Source organism: Pseudomonas sp. BIC9C (genome assembly GCF_034541995.1).
Taxonomy (GTDB): Bacteria; Pseudomonadota; Gammaproteobacteria; order Pseudomonadales; family Pseudomonadaceae; genus Aquipseudomonas; species Aquipseudomonas fluorescens_CC.
In genome coordinates, this window is the sequence record NZ_JAWDGM010000004.1 from 467762 (window position 1) to 489822 (window position 22061).

The 22061-nt window shown below is 60.8% G+C and carries 23 protein-coding genes and 1 pseudogene; 11 read left to right on the forward strand and 13 right to left on the reverse strand.

The features are described from left to right. Positions 1-42: 42 nt before the first annotated feature. From RS887_RS20020 to ggt, 8 genes and pseudogenes are all read right to left on the reverse strand, one after another. On the reverse strand, positions 43-1431 hold the full coding sequence (locus RS887_RS20020; protein WP_322616712.1) for a cytosine permease: 1389 nt from the start codon (positions 1429-1431) through the stop codon (positions 43-45). A 45-nt stretch (positions 1432-1476) separates the two neighbouring features. Continuing rightward, positions 1477-2217 carry a TorF family putative porin gene (locus RS887_RS20025; protein WP_322616713.1) on the reverse strand — a complete coding sequence of 247 codons (741 nt, stop codon included), beginning with the start codon at positions 2215-2217 and terminating at the stop codon, positions 1477-1479. A gap of 108 nt (positions 2218-2325) precedes the next feature. Next, positions 2326-4065, reverse strand: a complete 1740-nt coding sequence (locus tag RS887_RS20030; RefSeq protein ID WP_322616714.1) for an amidohydrolase — start codon at positions 4063-4065, stop codon at positions 2326-2328. An 18-nt stretch (positions 4066-4083) separates the two neighbouring features. Further along, positions 4084-5880: an amidohydrolase gene (locus RS887_RS20035; protein WP_322616826.1), complete on the reverse strand. Its 1797-nt coding sequence runs from the start codon at positions 5878-5880 to the stop codon at positions 4084-4086. Positions 5881-6082: 202 nt separating this feature from the next. Next, a complete protein-coding gene (locus tag RS887_RS20040) occupies positions 6083-7105 on the reverse strand; it encodes a helix-turn-helix transcriptional regulator (protein ID WP_322616715.1) in 1023 nt (340 codons plus the stop codon). A gap of 112 nt (positions 7106-7217) precedes the next feature. Continuing rightward, positions 7218-7358 (reverse strand): annotated as a pseudogene (locus RS887_RS20045) (carbon-nitrogen hydrolase); the annotation flags it as partial. Positions 7359-7952: 594 nt separating this feature from the next. After that, positions 7953-8486, reverse strand: coding sequence for a cysteine hydrolase family protein (locus RS887_RS20060; protein WP_322616716.1), 534 nt, complete (start codon positions 8484-8486; stop codon positions 7953-7955). Between the two features lie 69 nt (positions 8487-8555). Beyond that, the gene (gene ggt, locus RS887_RS20065) at positions 8556-10283 is read right to left on the reverse strand and encodes a gamma-glutamyltransferase (protein ID WP_322616717.1); all 1728 of its coding nucleotides are present in this window, start codon (positions 10281-10283) and stop codon (positions 8556-8558) included. 136 nt (positions 10284-10419) lie between these two features. On the opposite strand from ggt, the gene RS887_RS20070 reads away from it, so the two are divergent. Then, positions 10420-10941: a methylated-DNA--[protein]-cysteine S-methyltransferase gene (locus RS887_RS20070; protein ID WP_322616718.1), complete on the forward strand. Its 522-nt coding sequence runs from the start codon at positions 10420-10422 to the stop codon at positions 10939-10941. Between the two features lie 199 nt (positions 10942-11140). Here the strand turns inward: RS887_RS20070 and RS887_RS20075 are convergent, their stop codons facing one another. Together RS887_RS20075 and RS887_RS20080 are read right to left on the reverse strand one after the other, a co-directional pair. Then, positions 11141-12391 carry an IS256 family transposase gene (locus RS887_RS20075; RefSeq protein WP_322616429.1) on the reverse strand — a complete coding sequence of 417 codons (1251 nt, stop codon included), beginning with the start codon at positions 12389-12391 and terminating at the stop codon, positions 11141-11143. A gap of 51 nt (positions 12392-12442) precedes the next feature. Next, entirely contained in the window at positions 12443-13030 is a 588-nt protein-coding gene (locus RS887_RS20080) for an NUDIX domain-containing protein (RefSeq protein ID WP_322616719.1), read from the reverse strand. Between the two features lie 166 nt (positions 13031-13196). Here RS887_RS20080 and RS887_RS20085 point away from each other — a divergent pair, with 166 nt between their 5' ends. Next, positions 13197-13622: a GNAT family N-acetyltransferase gene (locus RS887_RS20085; protein WP_322616720.1), complete on the forward strand. Its 426-nt coding sequence runs from the start codon at positions 13197-13199 to the stop codon at positions 13620-13622. A gap of 127 nt (positions 13623-13749) precedes the next feature. On the opposite strand, the gene RS887_RS20090 is transcribed toward RS887_RS20085, so the two are convergent. After that, a complete protein-coding gene (locus tag RS887_RS20090; RefSeq protein WP_111287897.1) occupies positions 13750-14100 on the reverse strand; it encodes a hypothetical protein in 351 nt (116 codons plus the stop codon). 148 nt (positions 14101-14248) lie between these two features. Here RS887_RS20090 and RS887_RS20095 point away from each other — a divergent pair, with 148 nt between their 5' ends. The 9 genes from RS887_RS20095 to RS887_RS20135 all read left to right on the forward strand — a co-directional run bounded on the left by RS887_RS20095 (position 14249) and on the right by RS887_RS20135 (position 19257). Next, positions 14249-14497: a hypothetical protein gene (locus RS887_RS20095; RefSeq protein ID WP_008015571.1), complete on the forward strand. Its 249-nt coding sequence runs from the start codon at positions 14249-14251 to the stop codon at positions 14495-14497. A 20-nt stretch (positions 14498-14517) separates the two neighbouring features. Beyond that, a complete protein-coding gene (locus tag RS887_RS20100; RefSeq protein ID WP_322616721.1) occupies positions 14518-14856 on the forward strand; it encodes a DUF6388 family protein in 339 nt (112 codons plus the stop codon). A 25-nt stretch (positions 14857-14881) separates the two neighbouring features. Beyond that, positions 14882-15586, forward strand: coding sequence for a YoaK family protein (locus RS887_RS20105; protein WP_322616722.1), 705 nt, complete (start codon positions 14882-14884; stop codon positions 15584-15586). Between the two features lie 198 nt (positions 15587-15784). Continuing rightward, positions 15785-16177 (forward strand): sulfurtransferase complex subunit TusD, encoded by a 393-nt coding sequence (gene tusD / locus RS887_RS20110; RefSeq protein WP_322616827.1) that lies wholly within the window; start codon positions 15785-15787, stop codon positions 16175-16177. Between the two features lies 1 nt (position 16178). After that, entirely contained in the window at positions 16179-16541 is a 363-nt protein-coding gene (gene tusC / locus RS887_RS20115) for a sulfurtransferase complex subunit TusC (protein WP_322616723.1), read from the forward strand. Continuing rightward, positions 16541-16834, forward strand: coding sequence for a sulfurtransferase complex subunit TusB (tusB, locus tag RS887_RS20120; RefSeq protein WP_322616724.1), 294 nt, complete (start codon positions 16541-16543; stop codon positions 16832-16834). Before tusC ends, tusB begins: the two co-directional genes overlap by 1 nt. Then, entirely contained in the window at positions 16831-17166 is a 336-nt protein-coding gene (locus RS887_RS20125) for a TusE/DsrC/DsvC family sulfur relay protein (protein WP_046037873.1), read from the forward strand. Before tusB ends, RS887_RS20125 begins: the two co-directional genes overlap by 4 nt. Beyond that, complete coding sequence (locus RS887_RS20130; protein WP_322616725.1) at positions 17163-18164, forward strand: glycosyl transferase family protein; 1002 nt, start codon at positions 17163-17165, stop codon at positions 18162-18164. Before RS887_RS20125 ends, RS887_RS20130 begins: the two co-directional genes overlap by 4 nt. Before the next feature lie 91 nt (positions 18165-18255). Then, positions 18256-19257, forward strand: coding sequence for a glutathione S-transferase family protein (locus RS887_RS20135; RefSeq protein WP_322616726.1), 1002 nt, complete (start codon positions 18256-18258; stop codon positions 19255-19257). 127 nt (positions 19258-19384) lie between these two features. Here RS887_RS20135 and cysG read toward each other — a convergent pair whose 3' ends face one another. Both cysG and serS read right to left on the reverse strand, forming a co-directional pair. Then, complete coding sequence (cysG, locus tag RS887_RS20140; protein WP_322616727.1) at positions 19385-20779, reverse strand: siroheme synthase CysG; 1395 nt, start codon at positions 20777-20779, stop codon at positions 19385-19387. After that, positions 20780-22060, reverse strand: coding sequence for a serine--tRNA ligase (gene serS / locus RS887_RS20145; RefSeq protein ID WP_322616728.1), 1281 nt, complete (start codon positions 22058-22060; stop codon positions 20780-20782). Between the last annotated feature and the right edge of the window lies 1 nt (position 22061).

Below are 22061 nucleotides of genomic sequence, written 5' to 3' on the forward strand. Positions count from 1 at the left end.
GCAGTCCAGCGGGAGCAAGCTCCCTCGCCACAAATGCGGGTATTAACCCCGCTCAACTACCACCGCACTCATCGACGGCTTGGCCAGCGCGTAATAGATCACTCCCGGCACCAGCAGCCCGACGATCCAGGAGATATCCACGCCGCCCAGTTGCGCAACCATCGGCCCGGAGTAGAAATGGGTATCGACAAAGGGCAACTGGATCAACACACCGATCACATAGACGCTGATCCCCAGCACGTTCCAGCGACCGTAGCGCCCTGCCGGGTCGGACAGTGCCGGGATGTCGTAACGCTCCTTGTTGATGAAGTAGTAATCCACCAGGTTGATCGCGCTCCAGGGTGTGAAGAACGTCAGCAAGAACAGGATGAAGTACTTGAACGAGTTGAGGAACGAGTGCTGTCCGAGCAACGCCAGCGCAGTGGACGCCGCGACGATCAGCAGCACGAACAGCATGCGCTGGCGGGCGGTGATTTCCAGGCGACGGCGCAAGCCACTGATGATAGTGGCGATGCACATGAAACTGCCGTAGGCGTTGAGGGTGGACACCGTGACCTTGCCAAACACAATGCTCAGGTACAGCAAGGACGCGATCACACCGCTACTGCCCAGACCGACAATGGTCGCCACTTCATGCCCGCGGAAATTCGCCCCGGCCAACGCGGCGGCGAACACCCCCAGCATCATTGAAGCCTGAGCCCCCAATACGGTGCCGAGACCGACGGCGGCGAAGGTTTTCCACGACGAGGTCTTGCTCGGCAGGTAGCGCGAGTAGTCCGCCACATAAGGGCCGAAGGCGATCTGCCAGGACGCCGAGAGTGACACCGCCAGCAGGAAGGTGCTCCAGCCAAAATGACGGTTGTCGAGCAGCAGGCCGATGTCGTTGAGGGTCATCAACCGGGTGAACAGGTAGGCGAACGCGATGATGCCCAGCACGCTGGCCACCCGCCCGACCAGGTGAATCACCCGATAGCCGAAGATCGTCAGGAACGCGATGCTCGCCGCGAAAATCAGGATGCCGGCGCTGTCGCTGACGCTGATCAACTGCGCAATCGCCTGCCCCGACAGCACCGCGCCGGTGGCACTGAAACCGAGGTACATCAGGCACACCAGAACAATCGGGATCGCCGCGCCATACACCCCGAACTGCACGCGGCTGGAGATCATCTGCGGCAGCCCGAGCTTGGGCCCTTGCGCCGCGTGCAGCGCTACCACGGCACCGCCGAATAGCTGCCCGACCAGCAAGCCGATCAGCGACCAGAACACATCGCCGCCCAGTACCACAGCGAGGGCGCCGGTGACGATGGCGGTGATTTGCAGGTTGGCGCCAAGCCACAGGGTGAACTGGCTGTAGAGACTGCCGTGACGCTCAGCCTCGGGAATGAAATCGATCGAGCGGGTCTCGATCAGGGGACTTCGTTGCGCACGCATGAGGGTGTTTCCTTTGAGGAACTGTTTTTGTTGTCGGGGTTGAACTTAGAAAGTCTTGGTTGCGCTGGCTACAACTGTGGCCGAACAAAGGTCGTCATAGCCGTACCAACTGCTGCACTCGCTTTTCGACAAGTCGGTATCGACATAGCTCAGACCCCAGGTCACGCCGACGAAATCACGGGTCAACTTGGCTTCCCACTCGTAGTAGGCCTCGCGGTTGTCGCCGTTGGCGGACCAGAAAGCCGGGTCTTTCACATCGTTGCGCCCCACCCGCAGCTCCAGGCCGAGTTCGGCCGGCAGCGTGAACTTGTAGCCGACGTAGGTGTAGAGCGTGTCCTGGTCTTCACCGAAAACGTTCGGTGTATCGTTCGAGTAATAGGCGCCGAGCTTCACGCCATAGACGTCGAGAATGGCGTAGATCTCGCTCAGGTTGAATTCGGAATTCTTCGGGTAGTCGTACTTGATGTAGCCCAGATCGAGGCTGATCGCGTCCGTCGCCTGCCAGTAGTAACCGGCGTAGTACTCAAGCTCCTGGCGGGTATCGAAGCCGCCGCCGAAATCGACGTTGGAGGTCCAGGCACCGATGTACAGGCCGCTGCCGTGCATCAGTGTCGCGCCGCCCTGCACGGCCGGATCGCCCAGGGTCTGCGAGATGCCGCGGGAACGGTAGTCGCTGACGACGCCCAGGGTCATGTCCAGGCTGAAGTCATCGTTGAGGACCAGGGCGTGGCTGGTCAACGGCGCCAAGGCCAGCGTAGCGAGGGTCAATGCTGAAAGTGCGTTCATACAATTCTCTTGTTGTTATGGCGTACGGGGAATTTCAGGCATGGCGATGCCACGCCCCTCGCGCTGCGAGGGGCTGGCGGTTATTACGTGTGTCGGGGTGCGCGCAGGTCAGGACGCGGGGGCGTAGACCTGCTTGCCCGCGAAGAAGGTGTTCAGGACTTTGGTTTCGAACAGCTCGTCATCGCTGACCTTGAACACATCGCGGTCGAGGATGATCAGGTCGGCCTGCTTGCCCGGTGCCAGCGAACCGATCTGCTGATCAAGGCGCAGGGTTTTCGCCGCGTTGAGGGTGTAGGCGTAGAACATGGTCTGGCGGTCGATGCTTTCCTTGGCATTGAGTACGCCCAACGGACCTTTGCGCGTGCTGGCCTGGGCAATGGCGTTGAAGGGATTGGCGCTCGACACCGGCCAGTCGCTGCCACCGGCAATCGTCGCGCCTGCGTTATGCAGGGACCGCGCGGGGTACTGGTAACCGTAGGCAAAGGCGCTGATGTAAGGCTTGACCAGTTCGACGGTGTAGGATTCGCCGGTGGCCCACAGCAGTTGCATCGAGGCGATCACGCCCAGTTGCTTGAAGCGCGGAAACTCCTTGGGGTTGACCAGTTGCAGGTGCGCGATGCTGTGGGGTACGGGTGTCGGGCTGAGCTTGCGCGCATACGCCACGCCATTGAGCGCTTCACGCACCGCGCGGTCGCCGACGGCGTGCATGTGCACGATCCAGCCGCGCTTTTCCGCCGCAACAACCAGCTCGCCGAAGTGCGCCGGGTCGGTCAGCAACTGACCATTTTTATGGCTGTTCTTGAACGGCACGATGACCGCTGCGGTTTGCCCCGGGAATTCGAGAATGCCGTCGACAAACACCTTGATGCCGGGGAACGTCAGGTTGGGCACGCCCTCGAATTGCTTCATCACGGTGGCGATCACTTCCAGGTCGGCGGGTTTGCTCTTCGGGTTGGTGACCATCAGTGCGGCGACGTGAGCGCTGAGTTCGCCGTTCTGCGCCAACTCTTTGTACAGCGGCAGTACTCCGACACTTTGCGCGGTGGCATGGAAATCGAACAGCGAATCTTCACTGCCGCCGTTCGCCGCCGCGTCCATCCAGGCGGTGACGCCGAATTGATTGTTGATCTTCACCGCCTCGCGAGCGGCCTTGAGCATGGCCTCCGGGGTGGGCGCCGGAATACCGTTGCGCACCACGTCCCAACGGGATTCGGCAAAGTAGCCGTTAGGGGTGAAGTCCGCTTCATGACCGATGTAGCCGCGTTCTTTTTCCGGCAGGCTCTTGACCAGTGCCGCGTCGATGTTCAGGCGCTTGAGCATCGCGTTGTTGGCCCAACCGGTGTGCCCGTCGATGCCGCTGAAGACAATCGGCTGATCGGCCCAGCGCCCCTGGTTGAACACCTTGCCGAGTTCACGGCTATTCTCCCAGTAGGCCGAACTCACCCCGGCGACGCTGATCACATCGCCGGACCGGGCACGCCCGGCCTTGTCTTCTTCGATCAACCATTGCTCCAGTTCCGGCAAGGGTTTGACCGCGTCCAGCAGGTTGGCCTTCATGCTGTCGAACGCCCCCACCACCGGGTGGCTGTGGGTGTCGATCATGCCTGGCATCAGCACCTTGCCCGCCAGGTCGATACGCTGGGTCCCGGCATCAGCCAAGGCATTGATTTCGGCATCGCTGCCCACTTTCAGAATCTTGCCGTCTTGCACCGCAACAGCCTGCACCAGCGCCTGGCCGGGTTCGGCGGTAAAGACCTTGCCGTTGAACAACACCAGGTCAGCGGCGGCCATGGCCTGTACCGAGGACAAGGCCAGCGCGGCGGCCAACAGGTTTGGAATCAATCGCATCGGAACGCTCTCTGGTTTTTATTGGACGGATCGGGAACTGACGACTTGGGAAACCACCTGTGGCGCAAGCCCCAGGAACGGCGCCTTGGCCCACACGACCTTGCCGCCGACCAGCGTCAGCAGCACGTCGTTGCGCCCCAGCTCCTCCTCGGGCACCTGCATGAAGTTCTTGTCGAGCACGATCAGGTCAGCGAACTTGCCGACTTCGACCGACCCCAGCACCGCGTCCAGTTTCAGCTGTTCGGCGGAACTGAGGGTGATGCTGCGCAGTACTTCGGCTCGCGACAGCGCCGGGTCGGCGTTGAGTCGCCCGGCATACTTGGGCCCATAGCTGTGTGGATTGGTGGGATCGCCGGAACGGGTGACACCGACTTTCAGCGCCAGGAACTCATCGAGGGGATCGACCGGCCAATCGCTGCCAAACGCCACTCGGCCGCCGGCATGGGCGATGCTGCCCGAGGGTTCCATGCGCTCGAATCGCTCGGCGCCAAGGTGATCACTGGTGCCGTCGACCGTGGACGGTGCCTGCTGCGCCCACTGGAACGACATGGTGGCCGTGACGTCCAGTGCCTTGAAACGTGAATAGTCGGCAGGATCGACTGACTCGGCGTGCGCGATGGCCGGGCGGAAGTCTTGACCGGGCAGCGCCTTGCGCACGTAGGCGACGCTGTCCAGTGCATCGCGCACCGCGCGCTCGCCGGTGGCGTGCAGGTGCGGATCGAAACCGGCCTTGACCGCTTGCAACAACAGCGGATTGAGCACTTGCGGCGGGAAGTACAGTTCACCCAGGTTCTTGCCCGGCGTCCACTTCGGCGCCTGGTCGGTGCCGCTGTTGTGTAGATACGGGGTCAACATGGCTCCGGTGTCCGCCGGGGCATTGATGATGCCGTCCATGAACAGTTTGACGTGGCGCATGTTCACGCCCGGCACGACCTTCACTTCGCCCTGGTCGTATGTGCTGGCCAGGGCCTTGGCCTCGGCGATGGTTTTCACCGGGTCGGCGGCAGCGGCGGCCGGGTCCAGCTTGATCGCCAGCAAGGCCCGGGCGGTCAGCTCGCCGGACTTTTGCAGGCGGGTGAAGGCTTTGCCGTTTTCCGGGCCGGACAGTGCATCGAAGAAACTGGTGATGCCTTGCTGGCGCATGGCGTCGAGGGCTGCTCGAAGCTGATTGAGTTTTTCCGCGTCGGTCGCGGGCGGCACCACGGCGGCCATCGATTCAGCGGCACCGTCTTCGCAGATACCGTTCGGGTTGCCGGCGCTGTCACGTCGGTATTTGCCATCTTCGGGGTCGGCGGTGTTCTTGTTGATGCCGGCCAGTTCCAGGCCGCGAGAGTTGGTCAGCACGGTGTGGAAGTCGGTGGAGCGCACCTGGATCGGGCGCCGGGTCTTGAGCGCGTCCAGGGTCGATTTGTCGGCATCGCCGTCGAGCCCGGTCATGCCCATGCGGTCCCAACTGCCCACTTCCAGCCAGACATCCGGGCCCTTGTCCTTGTCGGCATCGAGGCAGGCCTGGATGCTCGCCTGAAACTGCGCGCGGGTCAGGGTCTGGTATTTCAGGTCGCACAAGGTCATGGCGCGACCGCCATCCCCCGGGTGCATGTGCGCATCGACGAAGCCCGGCATCAGCATGCGCCCGGCCAGGTCGATCAGTTGTGTTTGCTTGCCGATGTAGCCGTCGACCCCGGCATCGCTGCCGACATAGACGATCTTGCCGCCTGAAATGGCAATGGCCTGTTGCACGGAATTCTGGCCATCGACGGTGTAGACGTAGCCATTGCGCATCACCGTGTCGGCGGGTGTCGCCGCCAACGCCATGCCGTAAAATGCCGATGTCGACGCAACGGCGATAAACAACCTGGAAAGTCTCAAATGCCTCACCCCTGTTCTTATTGTTTTGAAGCGGCCCGAAGCGACTGCACAAGCCCTTGTATAGACAGGGCCTACCCTATAGGGCGCAGCACGCGAATGGACCTCTGCAAATGAGGAGGGGTCAGGCAAATAATTGAAACGGCCGGGATCAGTCCCGGCGCACGGACTCCGCCAGCGCACCCGGAGAACGCAGGACGGAGCCCAGCTCCACCTTGCTTTTCACACCGAGCTGCAAGTAGCAGTTACGCAAATAGGTGCGCACGGTAGAGGGGCTCAGGGCGAGGATTTTGGCGATCTCTTTGTAAGAGTGACCGGCGGCGAACAGCATCGCCGCCGTGCGCTCCCGTGGCGCCAGGCTGTCCCCGCCGGATGGCGCATCGAGGGACAGGATGACGTGTTCGGCGTTGGGGCTCAGAGTCAGGGCGCAGCGCCCCAGGCGGATCACGCAGGGTGCCTTGGGCAGTTGCGCAACCACCTCGCCCGGCAGCATTGAACCGTTCCAGCCCGGTAATTCCCGTTGAATGGCGGCGCACAGCCTGGCCCCGACATACAGCAGACTGCCGTCCATGCGTGCGACGCCAAAGTCACTCGCGCCGTTTTCGCTGTCGAAGCGAATCATATCCTGTACCTGAAACCGCCACAGCTGGAACAGGTGATCGCAGAACGCCAAAAACAGCTCGGCTTCGTTCCCCTCGAATGCCTGTTCTTCCAGGCCACGGTAGAGACAGACGAAAAACATCAAGCCGCTTTCGGGTAATTCGTAGGTGATGCTGATCAAGTGATAGAGATCGTGGCGCCGGGCGAAATCGTTGACCGCCTCGCAAGGGTCGTTGAAACCACTGTCACGCACCACCTCACCGGGACGATTGAGCGTGGCGAGGGAGAACTGATCGATTGCCGCCACCGGATGCCATTCGGCGGCAAAGGATTCGGGGAGATTGATGCTTCCATGCATCCAGCTTTGAAGGGGCACATCAGCACCTGGTGTAGACATTTCGCCCCACCAGGCAGACGCGAAGGGCACCAGTTGACCGAATGCCTGCAGGCCATCGGCGATGAACCGCGACGCCCCGCTTTCCCGCGCCAGCCGCCCCAAGTGCAATACGCAATGATTGAACGCCTTGAGTGTGGCCAGCGACCTGTTGTCGTCGACTTTGTTTCCCTCCTCCATCATTGCGATCCCGTTCACGGCATGGTCTGTTGCCTGGACGATGCCATAGCGCCGGGAATGGCGTCCAGCGCGCCGTGACATCAACAGTTACAAATTGCCGCTCAGCCGTACAGCTGCGGGCGCTGATCCGCTTGCTGCGCGCCTCGGCGAGGTTCAGCGTGGCCAGCAACATCTGCTCGCCGCCCTGCTCCGTCGGCCCGGCCAGCGGGTAGCCGTTGGCATCGACGATGACGGAGCCCTGGACCCAGCCGACATCCATGTTGAATGTGCTGGCCTCATCGCGAGCAAGCTCGCTCCCACAGGGTGCGTGGGTGTACAAAAAATTTGCGGGCAACCGAAAATACTGTGGGAGCGGGCTTGCCCGCGAAAGCGGTGGGCCAGTCAGCATCGATGTTGGCTGTAATGACGCCTTCGCGAGCAAGCTCGCTCCCACAGGGTGTGGGTGTGCACAAAATCTGCGAGCAACCGAAAATACTGTGGGAGCGGGCTTGCTCGCGAAAGCGGTGGGTCAGTCAGCATCGATGTTGGCTGTAATGACGCCTTCGCGAGCAAGCTCGCTCCCACAGGGTGTGTGGGTGTGCACAAAATCTGCGAGCAACCGAAAATACTGTGGGAGCGAGCCTGCTCGCGAAAGCGGTGGGCCAGTCAGCATCGATATTGGCTGTAATGACGCCTTCGCGAGCAAGCTCGCTCCCACAGGGTGTGCGGGTGTGCACAAAATCTGCGAGCAACCGAAAATACTGTGGGAGCGGGCTTGCCCGCGAAAGCGGTGGGTCAGTCGGCATCGACATTGGCTGTAATGACGCCTTCACGAGCAAGCTCGCTCCTACAGGGGAATGTGGTGGATTCAGAGTTGAATATCCTTGGCCGGTATCACATCGATCCGCGCTACCGAACCGGTCAGGTGCGCCAGGTCCTTGTTGTGCTCGGCAATGATGTCTTCGGCGGTCAGGTTGCCGTTGTCGACGGTGGAATGCGCGTCCGCCGCCAGCACCACGTCGTAGCCCAGTTTCAGTGCCTGACACACGGTGGCATTGACGCAATAATCGGTTTGCAGACCGCAGATGACCAGGCGTTCGAAGTCCTGTATCGGCACCAACTGCTGCAGGTTGGTCTGATAGAACGAATCGCCAGTGGTTTTGCGTACGCGATGATCTTCGGGCGATGTTTGCAGCCCTTCGGCCAGTTGCCAGTCTGGGACACCGTGTTTCAACAGACCACTCTCTTCTTCATGCTGGATCAGTACCACGGGAACGCCGGCCTTGCGCGCCCGGGCAGAAAGGTCATTGATGGTGTTGATGACCCGTCCGATCTCGAAGCACTCGTACTCACCGGAGCACAAAGCCTGCTGGACGTCGATGATTAACAACGCAGTGGTCATGATTTCCTTCCTTGATATGTCGAGGGATCAGGGGACGAACATAAGCCCGTCCCCCTCCAGATACAACCCTCAATAACCCAGCGACAACCCGGTATTACGCCGTGGATCGTTGGCCCCGTAGAAACGGTTTTTGCCTACCGGTTTGCCACCCAGGGATGGCGCGCCGACCAGAATCGCCGCCAGGTGGTTGGCGTCCTGGGGACCGGTAAACTTGTGCCCCCAGCTTTCGAGGATTTTCACCGTGTCCGGGCTGGTGGTGAAGGCTTCCAGGTTGGTCTCCTCCGGCAGCCACTGTTGGTGGAAACGCGGCGCATCCACCGCTTCCTGGATGTTCATGCCGTAGTCGATCACGTTGAGCATGGTCAGCAGGGTCGCGGTGATGATGCGGCTGCCCCCCGGAGTGCCGACCACCATCACCACTTTGCCGTCCTTGGTGACGATGGTCGGGCTCATGGACGACAGCGGCGCCTTGCCGGGTGCGATGGCATTGGCCTCGCCCTGCACCAGGCCGTACATGTTCGGTACGCCGATTTTCGAGGTGAAGTCGTCCATTTCATCGTTGAGGATGACCCCGGTCTTGCTCGCCATCACGCCGGCACCGAACCAGTCGTTGAGGGTGTAGGTCACCGACACCGCGTTGCCCCATTTGTCGACGATGGAGTAATGCGTGGTGTTGTTGCCTTCATGGGGCGCTACACCGGGCTTGAGTTCGCTGGATACCGCGGCTTTCTGTGGTTTGATCGCTTCGCGAAGCTTGGTTGCGTAGTTTTTATCCAGCAGGTGGGCAATCGGGTTCTTCACGAAATCCGGGTCGCCGAGGTAGCTGTTGCGGTCCACATAGGCGTGGCGCATTGCTTCGATCTGGTAGTGCATGCCCTGGGCCGAGTGATAGCCCAGATCCTTCATCGGATAGCCTTCGAGAATGTTCATGATCTCGCAGATCACCACGCCACCGGAGCTTGGCGGCGGTGCCGAGACCACGTGGTAGCCACGGTAGTCGCACTCGATGGGCGCCAGTTCGCGGGTCTTGTATTTGTCGAGGTCGGCCTGGGTGATGATGCCCTTGTTGGCCTGGCTGGAGGTGACGATGGCGTCGGCCACCCAGCCTTTATAGAAACCGTCGGCGCCTTTCTCGGAGATCTCCTGCAGGGTCTTGCTCAGGTCCTTTTGCACCAGTTTCTGGCCGACCTGCATCGGCTCGCCGTTGCTGAGGAAGATCGAGCCGGAATCCTTGATGTCCTTCTTGAACATGTCGGTGGCGTAGTCCAGCAGATCGACATCACCCTGCTCCAGTACGAAACCGTCTTCGGCGAGCTTGATGGCCGGGGCGATGATTTCCTTGCGCGGTTTGGTGCCGTACTTGGACAGCGCCAGTTCCATGCCCGATACCGTGCCCGGCACACCCACAGCCAGGTGGCCACGGGTACTCAAATCGGGAACGACGTTGCCCTCCTTGTCCAGGTACATGTTGGCGGTGGCGGCCAGCGGCGCTTTTTCACGGAAGTCGAGGAAGGTCTTGCGCCCGTCCGCCAGTTGAATGGTCATGAAACCACCGCCACCGAGGTTGCCAGCCGCGGGGTAGACCACCGCCAGCGCATAGCCGACCGCGACCGCCGCATCGACGGCGTTGCCGCCGTTCTTCAGCACATCCACACCCACATGGCTGGCCAGGTGTTGGGCCGTGACCACCATGCCGTTTTCCCCGGTAGCCGGGGCCACGGAGGCGGCATGGGCGGTGAGGCAGCTGAGTGCCAATGAGGTCGCAATCAGCGATTTGGCAAAAGGTTCGTACTTCATGAGTCGGTCTCTTCTTGTTATTTCGTAGGAAAACGCTTCAAAAGCCGTAGCCAAGTATGGTCGGGATTACGTATTGCGCCTCCCCGTCGAGACAGTATCCTTAACGACTGTTCAGCCATTTCGCGCGAGCCCTGACATGACCTATACCTGCATCACCGTGGCTTCCCCGGTCGGCCAGTTGAAGCTGGTCGCGAATGGTTCACGACTGGCGGCCATCCTCTGGGAAAACGACAAACCCGGTCGGGTGCGCCTTGGTCCGATGAGCGAAGCGCCGGACAACCCGATCCTGGTGCGCACGGCTGCCCAGTTGCACGAATATTTTTCCGGCACCCGCGATCGCTTCGAACTGGAACTGGATTTTGCCGGCACGGAATTTCAAAAGAAGGTCTGGGCGGCGCTGCTGACCATCCCGTTCGGCGAGACCCGCAGCTACAGCCAGATCGCCGAACAGATCGGCAACCCGACGGCGGTCAGGGCCGTGGGTGCGGCGAATGGCAAGAATCCGATTTCGATCGTGGCGCCGTGTCACCGGGTGATTGGCGCGTCGGGCAAGCTCACCGGGTTTGCCGGTGGGCTTGAGGCCAAAGAGTTGTTGCTGACGCTGGAGGGCTGCGAGTGGTCGGGCGCCGGCAAGATGGATGATTTGTTTTCGTACTGATGCGCCCTGCTTCTGAGGCGAGTGAGCTTGCTCCCGCTCCAGTGCACAGCACTGGCAAAATCTTCGATAAGCTCAAGAATTCCGGGGCTGCTACGCAACCCGGCGCGAGCAAGCTCGCTCGCCACAAAAACGGTATGGATCAACCCGTGAAGAGGTTTTTCATGGGGGTGTACTGAATTCTGTGTAAACGGGGTTGCTGTTAATCCTGCAAAAGCCTGTCTTCGAACTGGATACTGAACCTGTTCAAGGCCCCCGCCCAGTCCCTGATTGGCATTGTCCACTTCTTGCTGATGTTGTTCAGCGCCAGATAAAAGAGCTTCATTACCGCATCGTCAGTCGGGAATGAGGCTCTGCTTTTGGTGACCTTGCGCAAGCTCATGTTGATCGACTCGATGGCGTTGGTGGTGTAAATCACCCTGCGGATCTCCGGTGGATAATCGAACAGGGGGATGACTCTCGCCCAGTTTTTGCGCCATGACTGGCTGATCAGAGGGTATCGATCATCCCACTTGGCCTCGAAGTCGGTCAGCTTTTGCTCGGCCATTTCAACGGTCGTCGAGCGGTAGATGAGTTTGAGGTCAGCGGCGGCCTCGCGCTGATACTTGTAGGACACGAACTTCAGACTGTTGCGCACCATGTGCACGATGCACAGTTGAACCGATGCTTGCGGATAGACCACTTCGATGGCTTCAGGGAAGCCCTTGAGCCCATCTACGCAGGCAATGAAAATGTCCTTTACCCCGCGGGTTTTAAGCTCTGTAACGACTTGCAGCCAGAACTTGGCGCCTTCCGTCTGGGCGATCCACAGCCCTAACACCTCTTTGCGACCGTCCATGTTGACGCCAATGGCCAGGTAAACCGCTTTGGTTCTGACTGCGCCACTGTCGCGCACTTTGACGTGAATGCAATCGAGGTAAAGGATCGGGTAGAGCTCGTCCAGAGGGCGCGACTGCCAGACCTTGACCTCTTCACTGACCGCGTCGGTGATCGCCGAGATGAGGCTGGGAGAGACCTCGGTTCCATACATTTCCTCCAGATGTCCCTGGATTTCCCGAACAGTCATTCCACGGGCGTAGAGTGAAATCACCTTGTCATCGAAGCCGGTCCAGCGTGTCTGGTGCTTGGAAATCAGCTGGGGCTCGAACATACCCTGACGGTCACGGGGAATCTCCAGCGGTAGCTCGCCAAAATCGCCCTTGAGCGTCTTGCCGCTATGGCCGTTGCGTGCATTTCCTTCTGCATTGGTCACCGCTGCGCTTTTGTCATGACCCAGGTGTTCGGTCATTTCAGCTTCCAGGGCGCGCTCGACAAGCATCTTGGTGAGCTGCTTAAGCAAGCCATTTTCGCCGATCAAATCCTCAGGCTTTCGGTAATTGGCCAACAGACTGTCGGCCAGCCTCACCAGCTCAGGGTCGGGTTTGACTCGTTTGGTGCGCTTTGGCTCGGTCATTGAAACTCCTTGGGAAAGGCAGTGTGCGCCTAATGACCGTTTACACAAACCTCAGTACACCCTCTTTTTCATCGCCGCATACTGCAACAGCATGATGGTCTTGGCGTCGCAGATCTCGCCGCGGTAAAACGCTTCGAGCGCGTCCTCGAACGCCCACTCCAGCACTTCGAGCTCCTCGGTTTCCGCCTCCAGCCCGCCGCCGTCGCTGACCTTCGACTTCGCGTCGTATTCGGCAATGAAGAAGTGCAACTTTTCCGTCACCGACCCCGGGCTCATGTACGCCTCGAATACCTTCTGCACATGGTGCACGCGATAACCCGTCTCTTCCTCCGCTTCATCGCGGATACGGTCTTCAGGCGCCGCGCCTTCCAGGAGCCCCGCTGCCACTTCGATCAACAGCCCATCGTGACCGTTGACGAACACCGGCAGGCGAAATTGCCGGGTCAGTACCACGGTTCGCTTTTCGCGGTTGTACAGGAGAATCGCCGCGCCATTGCCACGGTCGTAGACTTCCCGGGTCTGGCGTTGCCACTCGCCGTTGTTGCGTTGGTAATCGAAGGTGATTTTCTTGAGCAGGTACCAGTCGTGGGACAACACCTGAGACTCGACGATGTTGACCCGTTCGGCCGTGTTCGACATGACAACGCGTCCTGTTATTGGTCTGAGGGTGCATATGTTAAGTGAAAACCGACAGCCTTTGCCCCCTCAGGCAAGCTGCGCGTCGACGACGGTTCAAATTTTCCGGGGATGGAACAATCGCTGCAAGCGGGATAGGCTGCGACTTCAATGCCATATGGATATAGCCATGAACCTGCGTATCGAACTGTCGCAAAACCCCACGGAAGAACAACGCCAGGCCATCCTCAAGCCATTGCGCGCGTACAACGGCTCGAAGGCCGAAGGTAACGTGCCTGAGCACATCGCCTTGCTGGTGCGCGACGACAACGACGAAATCCTCGGCGGCCTGCATGGCCGATTGTTTTACCAGTGGCTGTACATCGACTTGCTGGTGGTGCCGGAACAGGCGCGGGGACAGGGCCTGGGTTCGAAACTGATGCAGATGGCCGAAGACCTGGCGCGGGAACGGCGCTGCGTCGGGCTCTGGCTCGACACCTTTGAATTCCAGGCGCCTGGGTTCTACAAGAAATGCGGCTACAGCGAGATCGGGCACATTGCCGACTATCCACCGGGGCACAAGCACTTTTTCTTTCAGAAGCGCCTGAGCTATTGACTGGACACAAAACCTGTGGGAGCGAGCTTGCTCGCGATGGCGTCAGGTCAGTCGACATCTACGTTGAAGACTGTCCGCTATCGCGAGCAAGCCCGCTCCCACAATGGAACTGCGTCCACGAGTCAGGTCACAGGCAGGTCGCCAACGCCGCCAAGCGGCGCTTGGCCACAAAGTCGTCCTTCTGTGCGTAGTAGCTCAGCACCGTGCCCGAGGCATCGGTGGTCACGTCGACGAAGGACTCCGCCGAACGGGTGTAAACGGTCGTGCCGCCCTTCTCGCCAGCTTGCAAATAGGCAGCGGCATCGACGCCGAACACGGCCTCGTCCTGCCAGGAAAACTGCACGCACTGGGCGACGTCCTTGGCTGGTTTTTCCGAGTTCAGGGTCTTGTACGGGGCCTTGGTGCGGGCGTCGTTCATCGCCGAGCCGGCGCATCCGGCCAGCAACGTCACGGCCAGCGCCACCATCAGAATTCGCATTGCATTCACTCATCAGGAAAAAGCGGACTTTATCACCCCGGCAGGCCGTATCGTTCTGCTTTACTGCATTTATACCGCGACAGCGCGCAACGATTCGCGCACCCTGTCGCGCCAATAACGCCCCATCGCGCCCATGACTGGAAATCTGATGACACCTAATGCCGAGTTCTACAAACCGAGCACTGAATATGCCGACAAGCTGATCAGCCAGATCGGTCAGACGCCTTCCTGGATCGCCAAGCGAATCGGCGTCACCGACAAGCGGATTCGTTACATCCTCGACGGCGAAAGAACCGTCAAAGGCGAAACCACGCCCATCCAGATGACCTACACCGAACAGTTTGCCCTCGAATGCCTGGCGGCAGCGGCCAAGGCCAGCAAGAAGCAGTCTTCGTAATCCCCACTCAAGGAGCGACCATGGCGGCAACCGAAGAACAACAACAACAACACGAGCTGGCACTGAAAAGGTTTCTCGACGAACGCCCCGGGTTGCGCGAAGAACTCGATCACCTCAACCCGCTGTTGGCTCAGGCCAAGGGCGAAACGGCGGCACAGTATCGCGAGGAACGACTGCACGAAGCGTTTGAAGCTGAAGCAGAACGCCTGAAGTTGTTCGCTTGGGAACTGACGTTGCAATTGACCGCCGCCACGCCCCAGGACTATGAGGCGCAACGCCTGGAAGTGCACCGGGAAGTGGCGGAGATGGCCGGCATGGACTGGCCGGAATATTGCGAGTTGAATGGGATAAAACCCTAAGCACTGTTCAGGGATACCATCGCCGATGCTGCCCAACACCGCCAGGACCCACGCCAGCCCCGGTCACTTGCACACGCAGAAATGGCGCGGGCGTATAGGCTTGAGCCTGGTGGCCATGCTCTCGGTACTCGCCGGCATGACCGACGCCATCGGTTTCATGGCCAGCGGCGACTTCGTCTCGTTCATGAGCGGCAATACCACCCGGATGGCGGTCGCCATCAGTGCTGGCGACCTTGGGTTGACCCTGCGCCTGGTCATCCTCGTCGCCACCTTCATCGTCGGCAACGCGCTGGGCATTATCGTCAGCCGGCTCGGTGGCCGCCGGGCCCTGCCCTTGTTGTTGTGCATCGCCACCCTGCTGTGCGCCGCCGCGGCCTGGCCTTTCGACGCGCAACTGCCCGCACTTCTGGCAGCGATCATCGCCATGGGAATGCTCAACGCCGCAGTGGAAGAAGTGAACGGTCTCCCGGTGGGCCTGACTTACGTCACCGGCGCCCTGTCGCGTTTCGGCCGCGGGTTGGGCCGCTGGATGCTCGGTGAGCGTCGTAATGGCTGGCGCGTGCAACTGATCCCCTGGACCGGCATGTTCGCCGGCGCGGTACTCGGTGCCGTGCTGGAACATCACCTGGGGCTCAAGGCGTTGTTTGCCAGTGGCCTGCTGGCTGCCGCGCTCGGGGTGTTGTCGTTGAAGATCCCGCGGCGCTGGCAGTTGGGGTATATGCCGCGCTGAGTCTGGAGTTGTCTGTGATGCCGTCATCGCGGGCAAGCCCGCTCCCACAGGTTTTGTGGTCATACTGCAATCTTTGGCATGGCACAGATCAATGTGGGAGCGAGCCTGCTCGCGAAGAGGCCTGTGCAGACAACATCGTTTTAGCCGCCCCGCCGATAAAGCATTATCATGGCCGCAGTTTCGCTGATCGAGTCCGTCATGAAGTTCGCCATCGCCGTGTTTTCCGCCGCCCATGCGCCCTCCTCGCGCCGTGCCTTGCTGTTCGCCCAAGCGGCGCTGGCCGGCGGGCATGAGATTGTCCGGCTGTTTTTCTATCAGGACGGCGTCTACAACGCCTCCGCCAGCGTGGTCACACCCCAGGATGAACCGGACTTGCCCAGGCAATGGCGCACCTTTGTCAGCGACCATCAGCTCGATGGCGTAGTGTGTATCGCCGCCGCCCTGCGTCGTGGTGTTTTGAATGAAGAGGAAGCCAAGCGCTATCAGCGCGAGGCGGTTGCCGTCGGTGCGCCGTGGGAATTGTCCGGCCTCGGCCAATTGCATGACGCGGCGCAGAATGCCGACCGCCTGATCTGTTTCGGAGGCGCATGACATGGCCAAATCCTTGTTGATCATCAGCCGTCAGTCGCCATGGTCCGGCCCGGGCGCGCGGGAAGCGCTGGATATCGTACTGGCCGGCGGCGCCTTCGATCTGCCGATTGGCCTGTTGTTTCTCGATGACGGCGTGTTCCAGCTGGCCGCCCGTCAGAACGCCAGGGCCGTGCAACAGAAAGACCTGAGCGCCAACCTGCAAGCCCTGCCGATGTTCGGCGTCGAGGAGTTGTTCGTCTGCGGTGACAGCATCACCCGGCGCGGCCTGGACCCCAACGGCCTGTCGCTGGAAGAAACCAGGGTATTGGCCGCCCACGAAATCACCGCCCTCATTGACCGTTACGACCAGGTGATCACCCTCTGATGTCGACTTTGCATGTGTTGTCTCATTCCCCGTTCGGCGACGAACGCCTGACCAGTTGCCTGCGTGTGATCGGCGCCAACGACGGCTTGCTGCTGTCCGGTGATGCGACCTATGCGTTGCAGCCCGGCACCGCGCCGTTCACTGCGCTCAGTGCCCGTGGCCTGAAGCTGTTCGTCCTGGCCGAAGATGCCCAGGCCCGTGCGCTTGCGGTTCCAGACTGGGCCGAGGCCATCGATTACCCGGCCTTCGTCGAACTGTCGGTTCACTACGACAAGGTCAACAGTTGGCTATGAATGCATTGACGGTCGGCGCCCGCGCCATCGAGCTGGACAAGGACGGTTTCCTGGTCGAACTGAGTGACTGGTCCGCCGATGTGGCCAGTGCCCTGGCCGCTGCCGAAGACATCGAGTTGACGCCCGAGCACTGGGAAGTCCTCGAACTGCTGCGCAGCTTCTACGCCGAATTCCAGCTGTCACCGGCTACCCGACCGTTGATCAAGTACACCGCCCTGAAACTCGGCCCGGAAAAAGGCAACAGCCTGCACCTGAACCGACTGTTCAAAGGCACTCCCGCCAAACTCGCCGCGAAACTGGCGGGCCTGCCCAAACCGACGAATTGCTTATGACTGATTACCCAGCACTGACACTCGAAACGCCCGCCGAGCATCCGTTCGCCCAATTCGTGCGGATCCTTGGCAAAGGCAAACGCGGCGCCCGTGACCTGACCCGGGTCGAGGCCCGCGAGGCCATGGGCATGGTGCTCGATGAAAAGATCGAGGAAACCCAGCTCGGAGCCTTCCTGATGCTGTTGCGGCACAAGGAAGAAAGCGCAGAAGAGATGGCGGGCTTCACCGAAGCATTGCGCGAACGCCTGAATCCTCCGGCGCTGGCGGTAGACCTGGATTGGCCGACCTACGCCGGCAAGAAGCGGCACTTGCCGTGGTATCTGTTGGCGGCCAAGTGCCTGGCACAGAACGGCGTGCGGATTTTCATGCACGGCGGCGGCGCCCACACGGCCGGTCGCCTGTACACCGAGCAACTGCTGGGCGAATTGAACATCCCGCTGTGCCGCGACTGGCAACAGGTCGGCTCGGCGCTGGATAACGGCGGCCTGGCCTTCATGCCGCTGGTGGACTGGGCACCGCAGCTGCAACGGATGATCGACCTGCGCAACACCCTCGGCCTGCGCTCGCCGATCCACTCGCTGGCGCGGATTCTCAATCCGCTGGGCGCGCGTTGCGGCCTGCAGAGCATTTTCCACCCCGGCTATCAGGCCGTGCATCGCGATGCCAGCGGACTGCTCGGTGATACCACCATCGTGATCAAGGGCGATGGCGGCGAAATCGAGATCAACCCGGACGCCGACAGCCACCTGTACGGCACCAGCGGTGGCGAGAGCTGGGATGAGGAATGGCCGCAGTTGTCCGCGCAGCGTCATGTCAAACCCGCCATGCTCGATCCCGAGCATTTGAAAGCGGTATGGCGCGGTGACGTGGTCGACAGCTACCCGCAAATGGCCTTGATTTCGACCATGGCCCTGGCACTGCGTGGCCTCGGACAGAGCCGCGAACAAGCCTTCGAAACCGCCGAGCAATACTGGGCCGCACGCAACAAATCGATTTAACCGATCATTCGCGCCCGATCTTTGCGCTTTTTGTTCGAACTCATCGGAATAGACTCAACTCCAACGATTATCGGTTTCGGGAGTCTTGAACATGGGTTTGTTAGTGGATGGCCGCTGGCAGGACAAGTGGTACGAAAGCAGCAAGGACGGCGCGTTCCAGCGTGAACAGGCACAGCGCCGCAACTGGCTGACCGCAGATGGCAAGCCGGGACCGACCGGCGTCGGTGGTTTTGCGGCCGAACCTGGGCGCTATCACCTGTACGTGTCCCTGGCCTGTCCGTGGGCCCATCGCACCCTGATCCTGCGCAAACTCAAAGGCCTCGAAAACCTGATCGACGTTTCGGTGGTCAGTTGGTTGATGCTGGAAAACGGCTGGACCTTCGACCGGAACCTGGGGTCGACCGGCGACAAGCTCGACCACTTCGACTTCATGCACCAGCGCTACACCGCCGACACGGCCGACTACACCGGCCGTGTCACCGTACCGGTACTGTGGGACAAACAGCACAAGCGCATCGTCAGCAATGAATCATCGGAAATCATCCGCATGTTCAATGGTGCCTTCGACGAATTGACCGGTAACGACCTGGACTTTTACCCGGCGCCCCTACGCGGTGAGATCGACGCGCTGAACGAGCAGATTTATCCGGCGGTGAACAATGGCGTGTACCGCGCCGGCTTTGCAACGTCGCAACAGGCCTATGAAGAAGCCTTCGATGATGTGTTTGCCGAGCTGGACCGGCTGGAGCTGCTGCTGGGCGCCAACCGCTATCTGGCTGGCGAGTATCTGACTGAAGCGGACATCCGCCTGTTCACCACGCTGATTCGCTTCGATGCGGTGTACTACGGGCACTTCAAGTGCAACCTGCGACGGATTGCGGATTATCCGAACCTGTCGAACTGGCTGCGGGAAATCTATCAGTGGCCGGGGGTTGCCGAAACGGTGGATTTCACCCACATCAAGCACCACTACTATGCCAGCCACCGCACCATCAACCCGACAGGAGTGGTGCCGAAAGGTCCGGCACAGGACTTCACCGCACCCCATGACCGGGAGCGGTTGAGCGGGAAAGGGGTTTGGCACAAGCCCTGAATCTGATCTGAATTTTGCGGTGAATTTGAGGGCCTCTTCGCGAGCAAGCCCGCTCCCACAGGGGATTTGTGTCGTCCACGAATCCAATGTGGGAGCGGGCTTGCTCGCGAATGGGGCAACTCGGTCTTCAGACCTGCCCCTGAGCCCCTTCAAACCACGCCAGTTTCTCGCGCAGTTGCACCACTTCGCCCACGATCACCAATGTCGGCGCATGCACTTCATGCTCCGCCACCAGCCGTGGCAAGTCAGCCAGGGTGCCGGTAAACACACGCTGGTTGACCGTTGTGCCCTGCTGGATCAAAGCTGCCGGGGTGTCAGCACCGCGACCGTGCTTGATCAACTGTTCACAAATGATCGGCAGGCCCACCAGTCCCATGTAGAACACCAGAGTCTGCGCGGGTGCGACCAGGTCGGCCCATGGCAAATCAGTGGAACCATCCTTCAGGTGCCCGGTGACAAAGCGTACCGATTGAGCGTAATCGCGGTGCGTCAGCGGAATCCCGGCATAGGCCGAGCAGCCACTGGCCGCCGTGATCCCTGGCACGACCTGGAACGGGATGCCCTGCGCCGCCAGTTCTTCGATCTCTTCACCACCGCGACCGAAGATGAACGGATCGCCGCCCTTCAATCGCACCACGCGCTTGCCCTGTTTGGCCAGATCCACCAACTGCTGGTTGATCTGATCCTGCGGCACCGCATGATCGGCACGGCGTTTGCCGACGTAAACCCGCTCGGCATCGCGACGGCACAGTTCGAGAATCGCCGGCGCCACCAGGCGGTCGTACAGCACCACGTCGGCCTGCTGCATCAGGCGCAAGGCGCGGAAGGTCAGCAGGTCGGGATCGCCCGGGCCAGCGCCCACCAGATAGACTTCGCCGGTGGCAACCGGCGCTTCGCCATCGATTTTCGCCTGAAGCAGACGCTCCGCTTCAGCCCCCTGCCCGGCCAGTTGCCGATCGGCAACCGGGCCCTGGAAAACATCTTCCCAGAACGCCCGACGCTGCTGCACATCCGGAAACAGGCCTTTGACCTGATGACGGAAACGCGCCGCCAACCCAGCCAATTGACCATAGGTGGAAGGAATCCAGGTTTCGATCTTGGCGCGAATCAAGCGCGCCAGCACCGGCGCATCGCCGCCGCTGGACACCGCGATGATCAGCGGAGAACGGTCGACGATCGCCGGGAAGATCACGCTGCACAGGGCCGGCGCGTCCACCACGTTGACCGGCACGCAACGCCGATGGGCATCGGTGGAGACTTGCGCGTTCAGCGCTTCATCGTCGGTGGCGGCGATGATCAGCCCGCAACCGTCCAGATCCGCTTCGGCGTAACCACGCAACAGGCACTCGCCACCGCTACCGGCAACCAGTTCGCGCAGTTGCGCTTCGATTTCAGGTGCAACCACCCGCAGCAGCGCACCGGCATCGGCCAGCAGGCGGGATTTGCGCAAGGCAATCTCCCCCCCACCGACGACCAACACACGACTGCCGCGAAGGTTGTGAAACAGCGGCAGATAGTTCATTTAACCAATGACCTCAAGGCCACCCATGTACGGTTTGAGGACTTGCGGCACTCGGATCGAACCGTCGGCCTGCTGATAGTTCTCCAGTACCGCGACCAGGGTACGGCCTACCGCCAGGCCGGAGCCGTTCAAGGTGTGCACCAGTTCCGGCTTGCCGGTTTCCGGGTTACGGAAGCGTGCTTGCATGCGACGGGCCTGGAAGTCGCCGCAGTTGGAGCACGACGAGATTTCGCGGTACTTGTCCTGGCTCGGGATCCACACTTCCAGGTCGTAGGTCTTGACCGCGCTGAAGCCCATGTCGCCGGTGCACAACGCCAGGGTGCGATAAGGCAGCTCCAGCAGTTGCAGGACTTTCTCGGCGTTGGCGGTCAGGCCCTCCAATGCTTCCATCGACTTCGACGGCTCGACGATCTGCACCATTTCAACCTTGTCGAACTGGTGCTGGCGGATCATGCCGCGGGTGTCACGACCCGATGCACCGGCTTCGCTGCGAAAGCACGGCGTATGGGCAACGAACTTGATCGGCAGCAGTTTCGAATCGACGATTTCGCCGGCAACGATGTTGGTCAGCGACACTTCGGCGGTCGGGATCAGGTACAGGTCGGCTTCGCCTTCGCGCGCGATCTTGAACAGGTCTTCTTCGAACTTCGGCAACTGGCCGGTGCCTTGCAGCGCAGGCGCCTGGACCAGATAAGGCGTGTAGGCCTCTTCATAACCGTGCTCGGTAACGTGCAGGTTGATCATGAACTGCGCCAGGGCGCGGTGCAGACGGGCAATCGGGCCGCGCAGCAGGGCGAAACGGGCGCCGGACAGTTTCGCGGCGGTTTCGAAGTCCAGCCAGCCGAACTTCTCGCCCAGGGCCACGTGGTCCTGGACCGGGAAGTCGAAAGCCTTCGGCGTGCCCCAACGGCGCACTTCAACGTTGCCGTCTTCGTCATCGCCAACCGGCACCGATTCGTGCGGCAGGTTCGGAATGCCCAGCAGGATCGAATCCAGCTCGGTCTGGATCGCGTCCAACTCGACTTTACCAGCGCTCAACTCGCCCGCCATGCGCTCGACGTCTGCCATCAACGGCGCGATGTCTTCGCCACGCTGCTTGGCCTGACCGATGGATTTGGAGCGCGCGTTACGTTCAGCCTGCAGTGCTTCGGTGCGGGTCTGGACGGTCTTGCGCTGTTCTTCCAGCGCTTCGATGCGCGCAACATCCAGTACAAAGCCACGGGATGCCAGGCGGTCCGCTACGTCCTGAAGGTTGCTACGTAACAGTTTGGAATCGAGCATG

Coding starts and splice junctions, on each gene's coding strand:
- ggt (WP_322616717.1), bottom strand. CDS start 10,283: ATGAAGTACGAACCTTTTGCCAAATCGCTGATTGCGACCTCATTGGCA.
- RS887_RS20035 (WP_322616826.1), bottom strand. CDS start 5,880: ATGGCGTTGGCGGCGACACCCGCCGACACGGTGATGCGCAATGGCTAC.
- RS887_RS20075 (WP_322616429.1), bottom strand. CDS start 12,391: ATGACCGAGCCAAAGCGCACCAAACGAGTCAAACCCGACCCTGAGCTG.
- cysG (WP_322616727.1), bottom strand. CDS start 20,779: ATGAACTATCTGCCGCTGTTTCACAACCTTCGCGGCAGTCGTGTGTTG.
- RS887_RS20135 (WP_322616726.1), top strand. CDS start 18,256: ATGGGTTTGTTAGTGGATGGCCGCTGGCAGGACAAGTGGTACGAAAGC.
- RS887_RS20040 (WP_322616715.1), bottom strand. CDS start 7,105: ATGGAGGAGGGAAACAAAGTCGACGACAACAGGTCGCTGGCCACACTC.
- RS887_RS20080 (WP_322616719.1), bottom strand. CDS start 13,030: ATGTCGAACACGGCCGAACGGGTCAACATCGTCGAGTCTCAGGTGTTG.
- RS887_RS20060 (WP_322616716.1), bottom strand. CDS start 8,486: ATGACCACTGCGTTGTTAATCATCGACGTCCAGCAGGCTTTGTGCTCC.
- tusB (WP_322616724.1), top strand. CDS start 16,541: ATGTCGACTTTGCATGTGTTGTCTCATTCCCCGTTCGGCGACGAACGC.
- RS887_RS20090 (WP_111287897.1), bottom strand. CDS start 14,100: ATGCGAATTCTGATGGTGGCGCTGGCCGTGACGTTGCTGGCCGGATGC.
- RS887_RS20105 (WP_322616722.1), top strand. CDS start 14,882: ATGCTGCCCAACACCGCCAGGACCCACGCCAGCCCCGGTCACTTGCAC.
- RS887_RS20085 (WP_322616720.1), top strand. CDS start 13,197: ATGAACCTGCGTATCGAACTGTCGCAAAACCCCACGGAAGAACAACGC.
- RS887_RS20130 (WP_322616725.1), top strand. CDS start 17,163: ATGACTGATTACCCAGCACTGACACTCGAAACGCCCGCCGAGCATCCG.
- RS887_RS20125 (WP_046037873.1), top strand. CDS start 16,831: ATGAATGCATTGACGGTCGGCGCCCGCGCCATCGAGCTGGACAAGGAC.
- RS887_RS20020 (WP_322616712.1), bottom strand. CDS start 1,431: ATGCGTGCGCAACGAAGTCCCCTGATCGAGACCCGCTCGATCGATTTC.
- RS887_RS20095 (WP_008015571.1), top strand. CDS start 14,249: ATGACACCTAATGCCGAGTTCTACAAACCGAGCACTGAATATGCCGAC.
- RS887_RS20070 (WP_322616718.1), top strand. CDS start 10,420: ATGACCTATACCTGCATCACCGTGGCTTCCCCGGTCGGCCAGTTGAAG.
- serS (WP_322616728.1), bottom strand. CDS start 22,060: ATGCTCGATTCCAAACTGTTACGTAGCAACCTTCAGGACGTAGCGGAC.
- tusC (WP_322616723.1), top strand. CDS start 16,179: ATGGCCAAATCCTTGTTGATCATCAGCCGTCAGTCGCCATGGTCCGGC.
- RS887_RS20025 (WP_322616713.1), bottom strand. CDS start 2,217: ATGAACGCACTTTCAGCATTGACCCTCGCTACGCTGGCCTTGGCGCCG.
- RS887_RS20100 (WP_322616721.1), top strand. CDS start 14,518: ATGGCGGCAACCGAAGAACAACAACAACAACACGAGCTGGCACTGAAA.
- RS887_RS20030 (WP_322616714.1), bottom strand. CDS start 4,065: ATGCGATTGATTCCAAACCTGTTGGCCGCCGCGCTGGCCTTGTCCTCG.
- tusD (WP_322616827.1), top strand. CDS start 15,785: ATGAAGTTCGCCATCGCCGTGTTTTCCGCCGCCCATGCGCCCTCCTCG.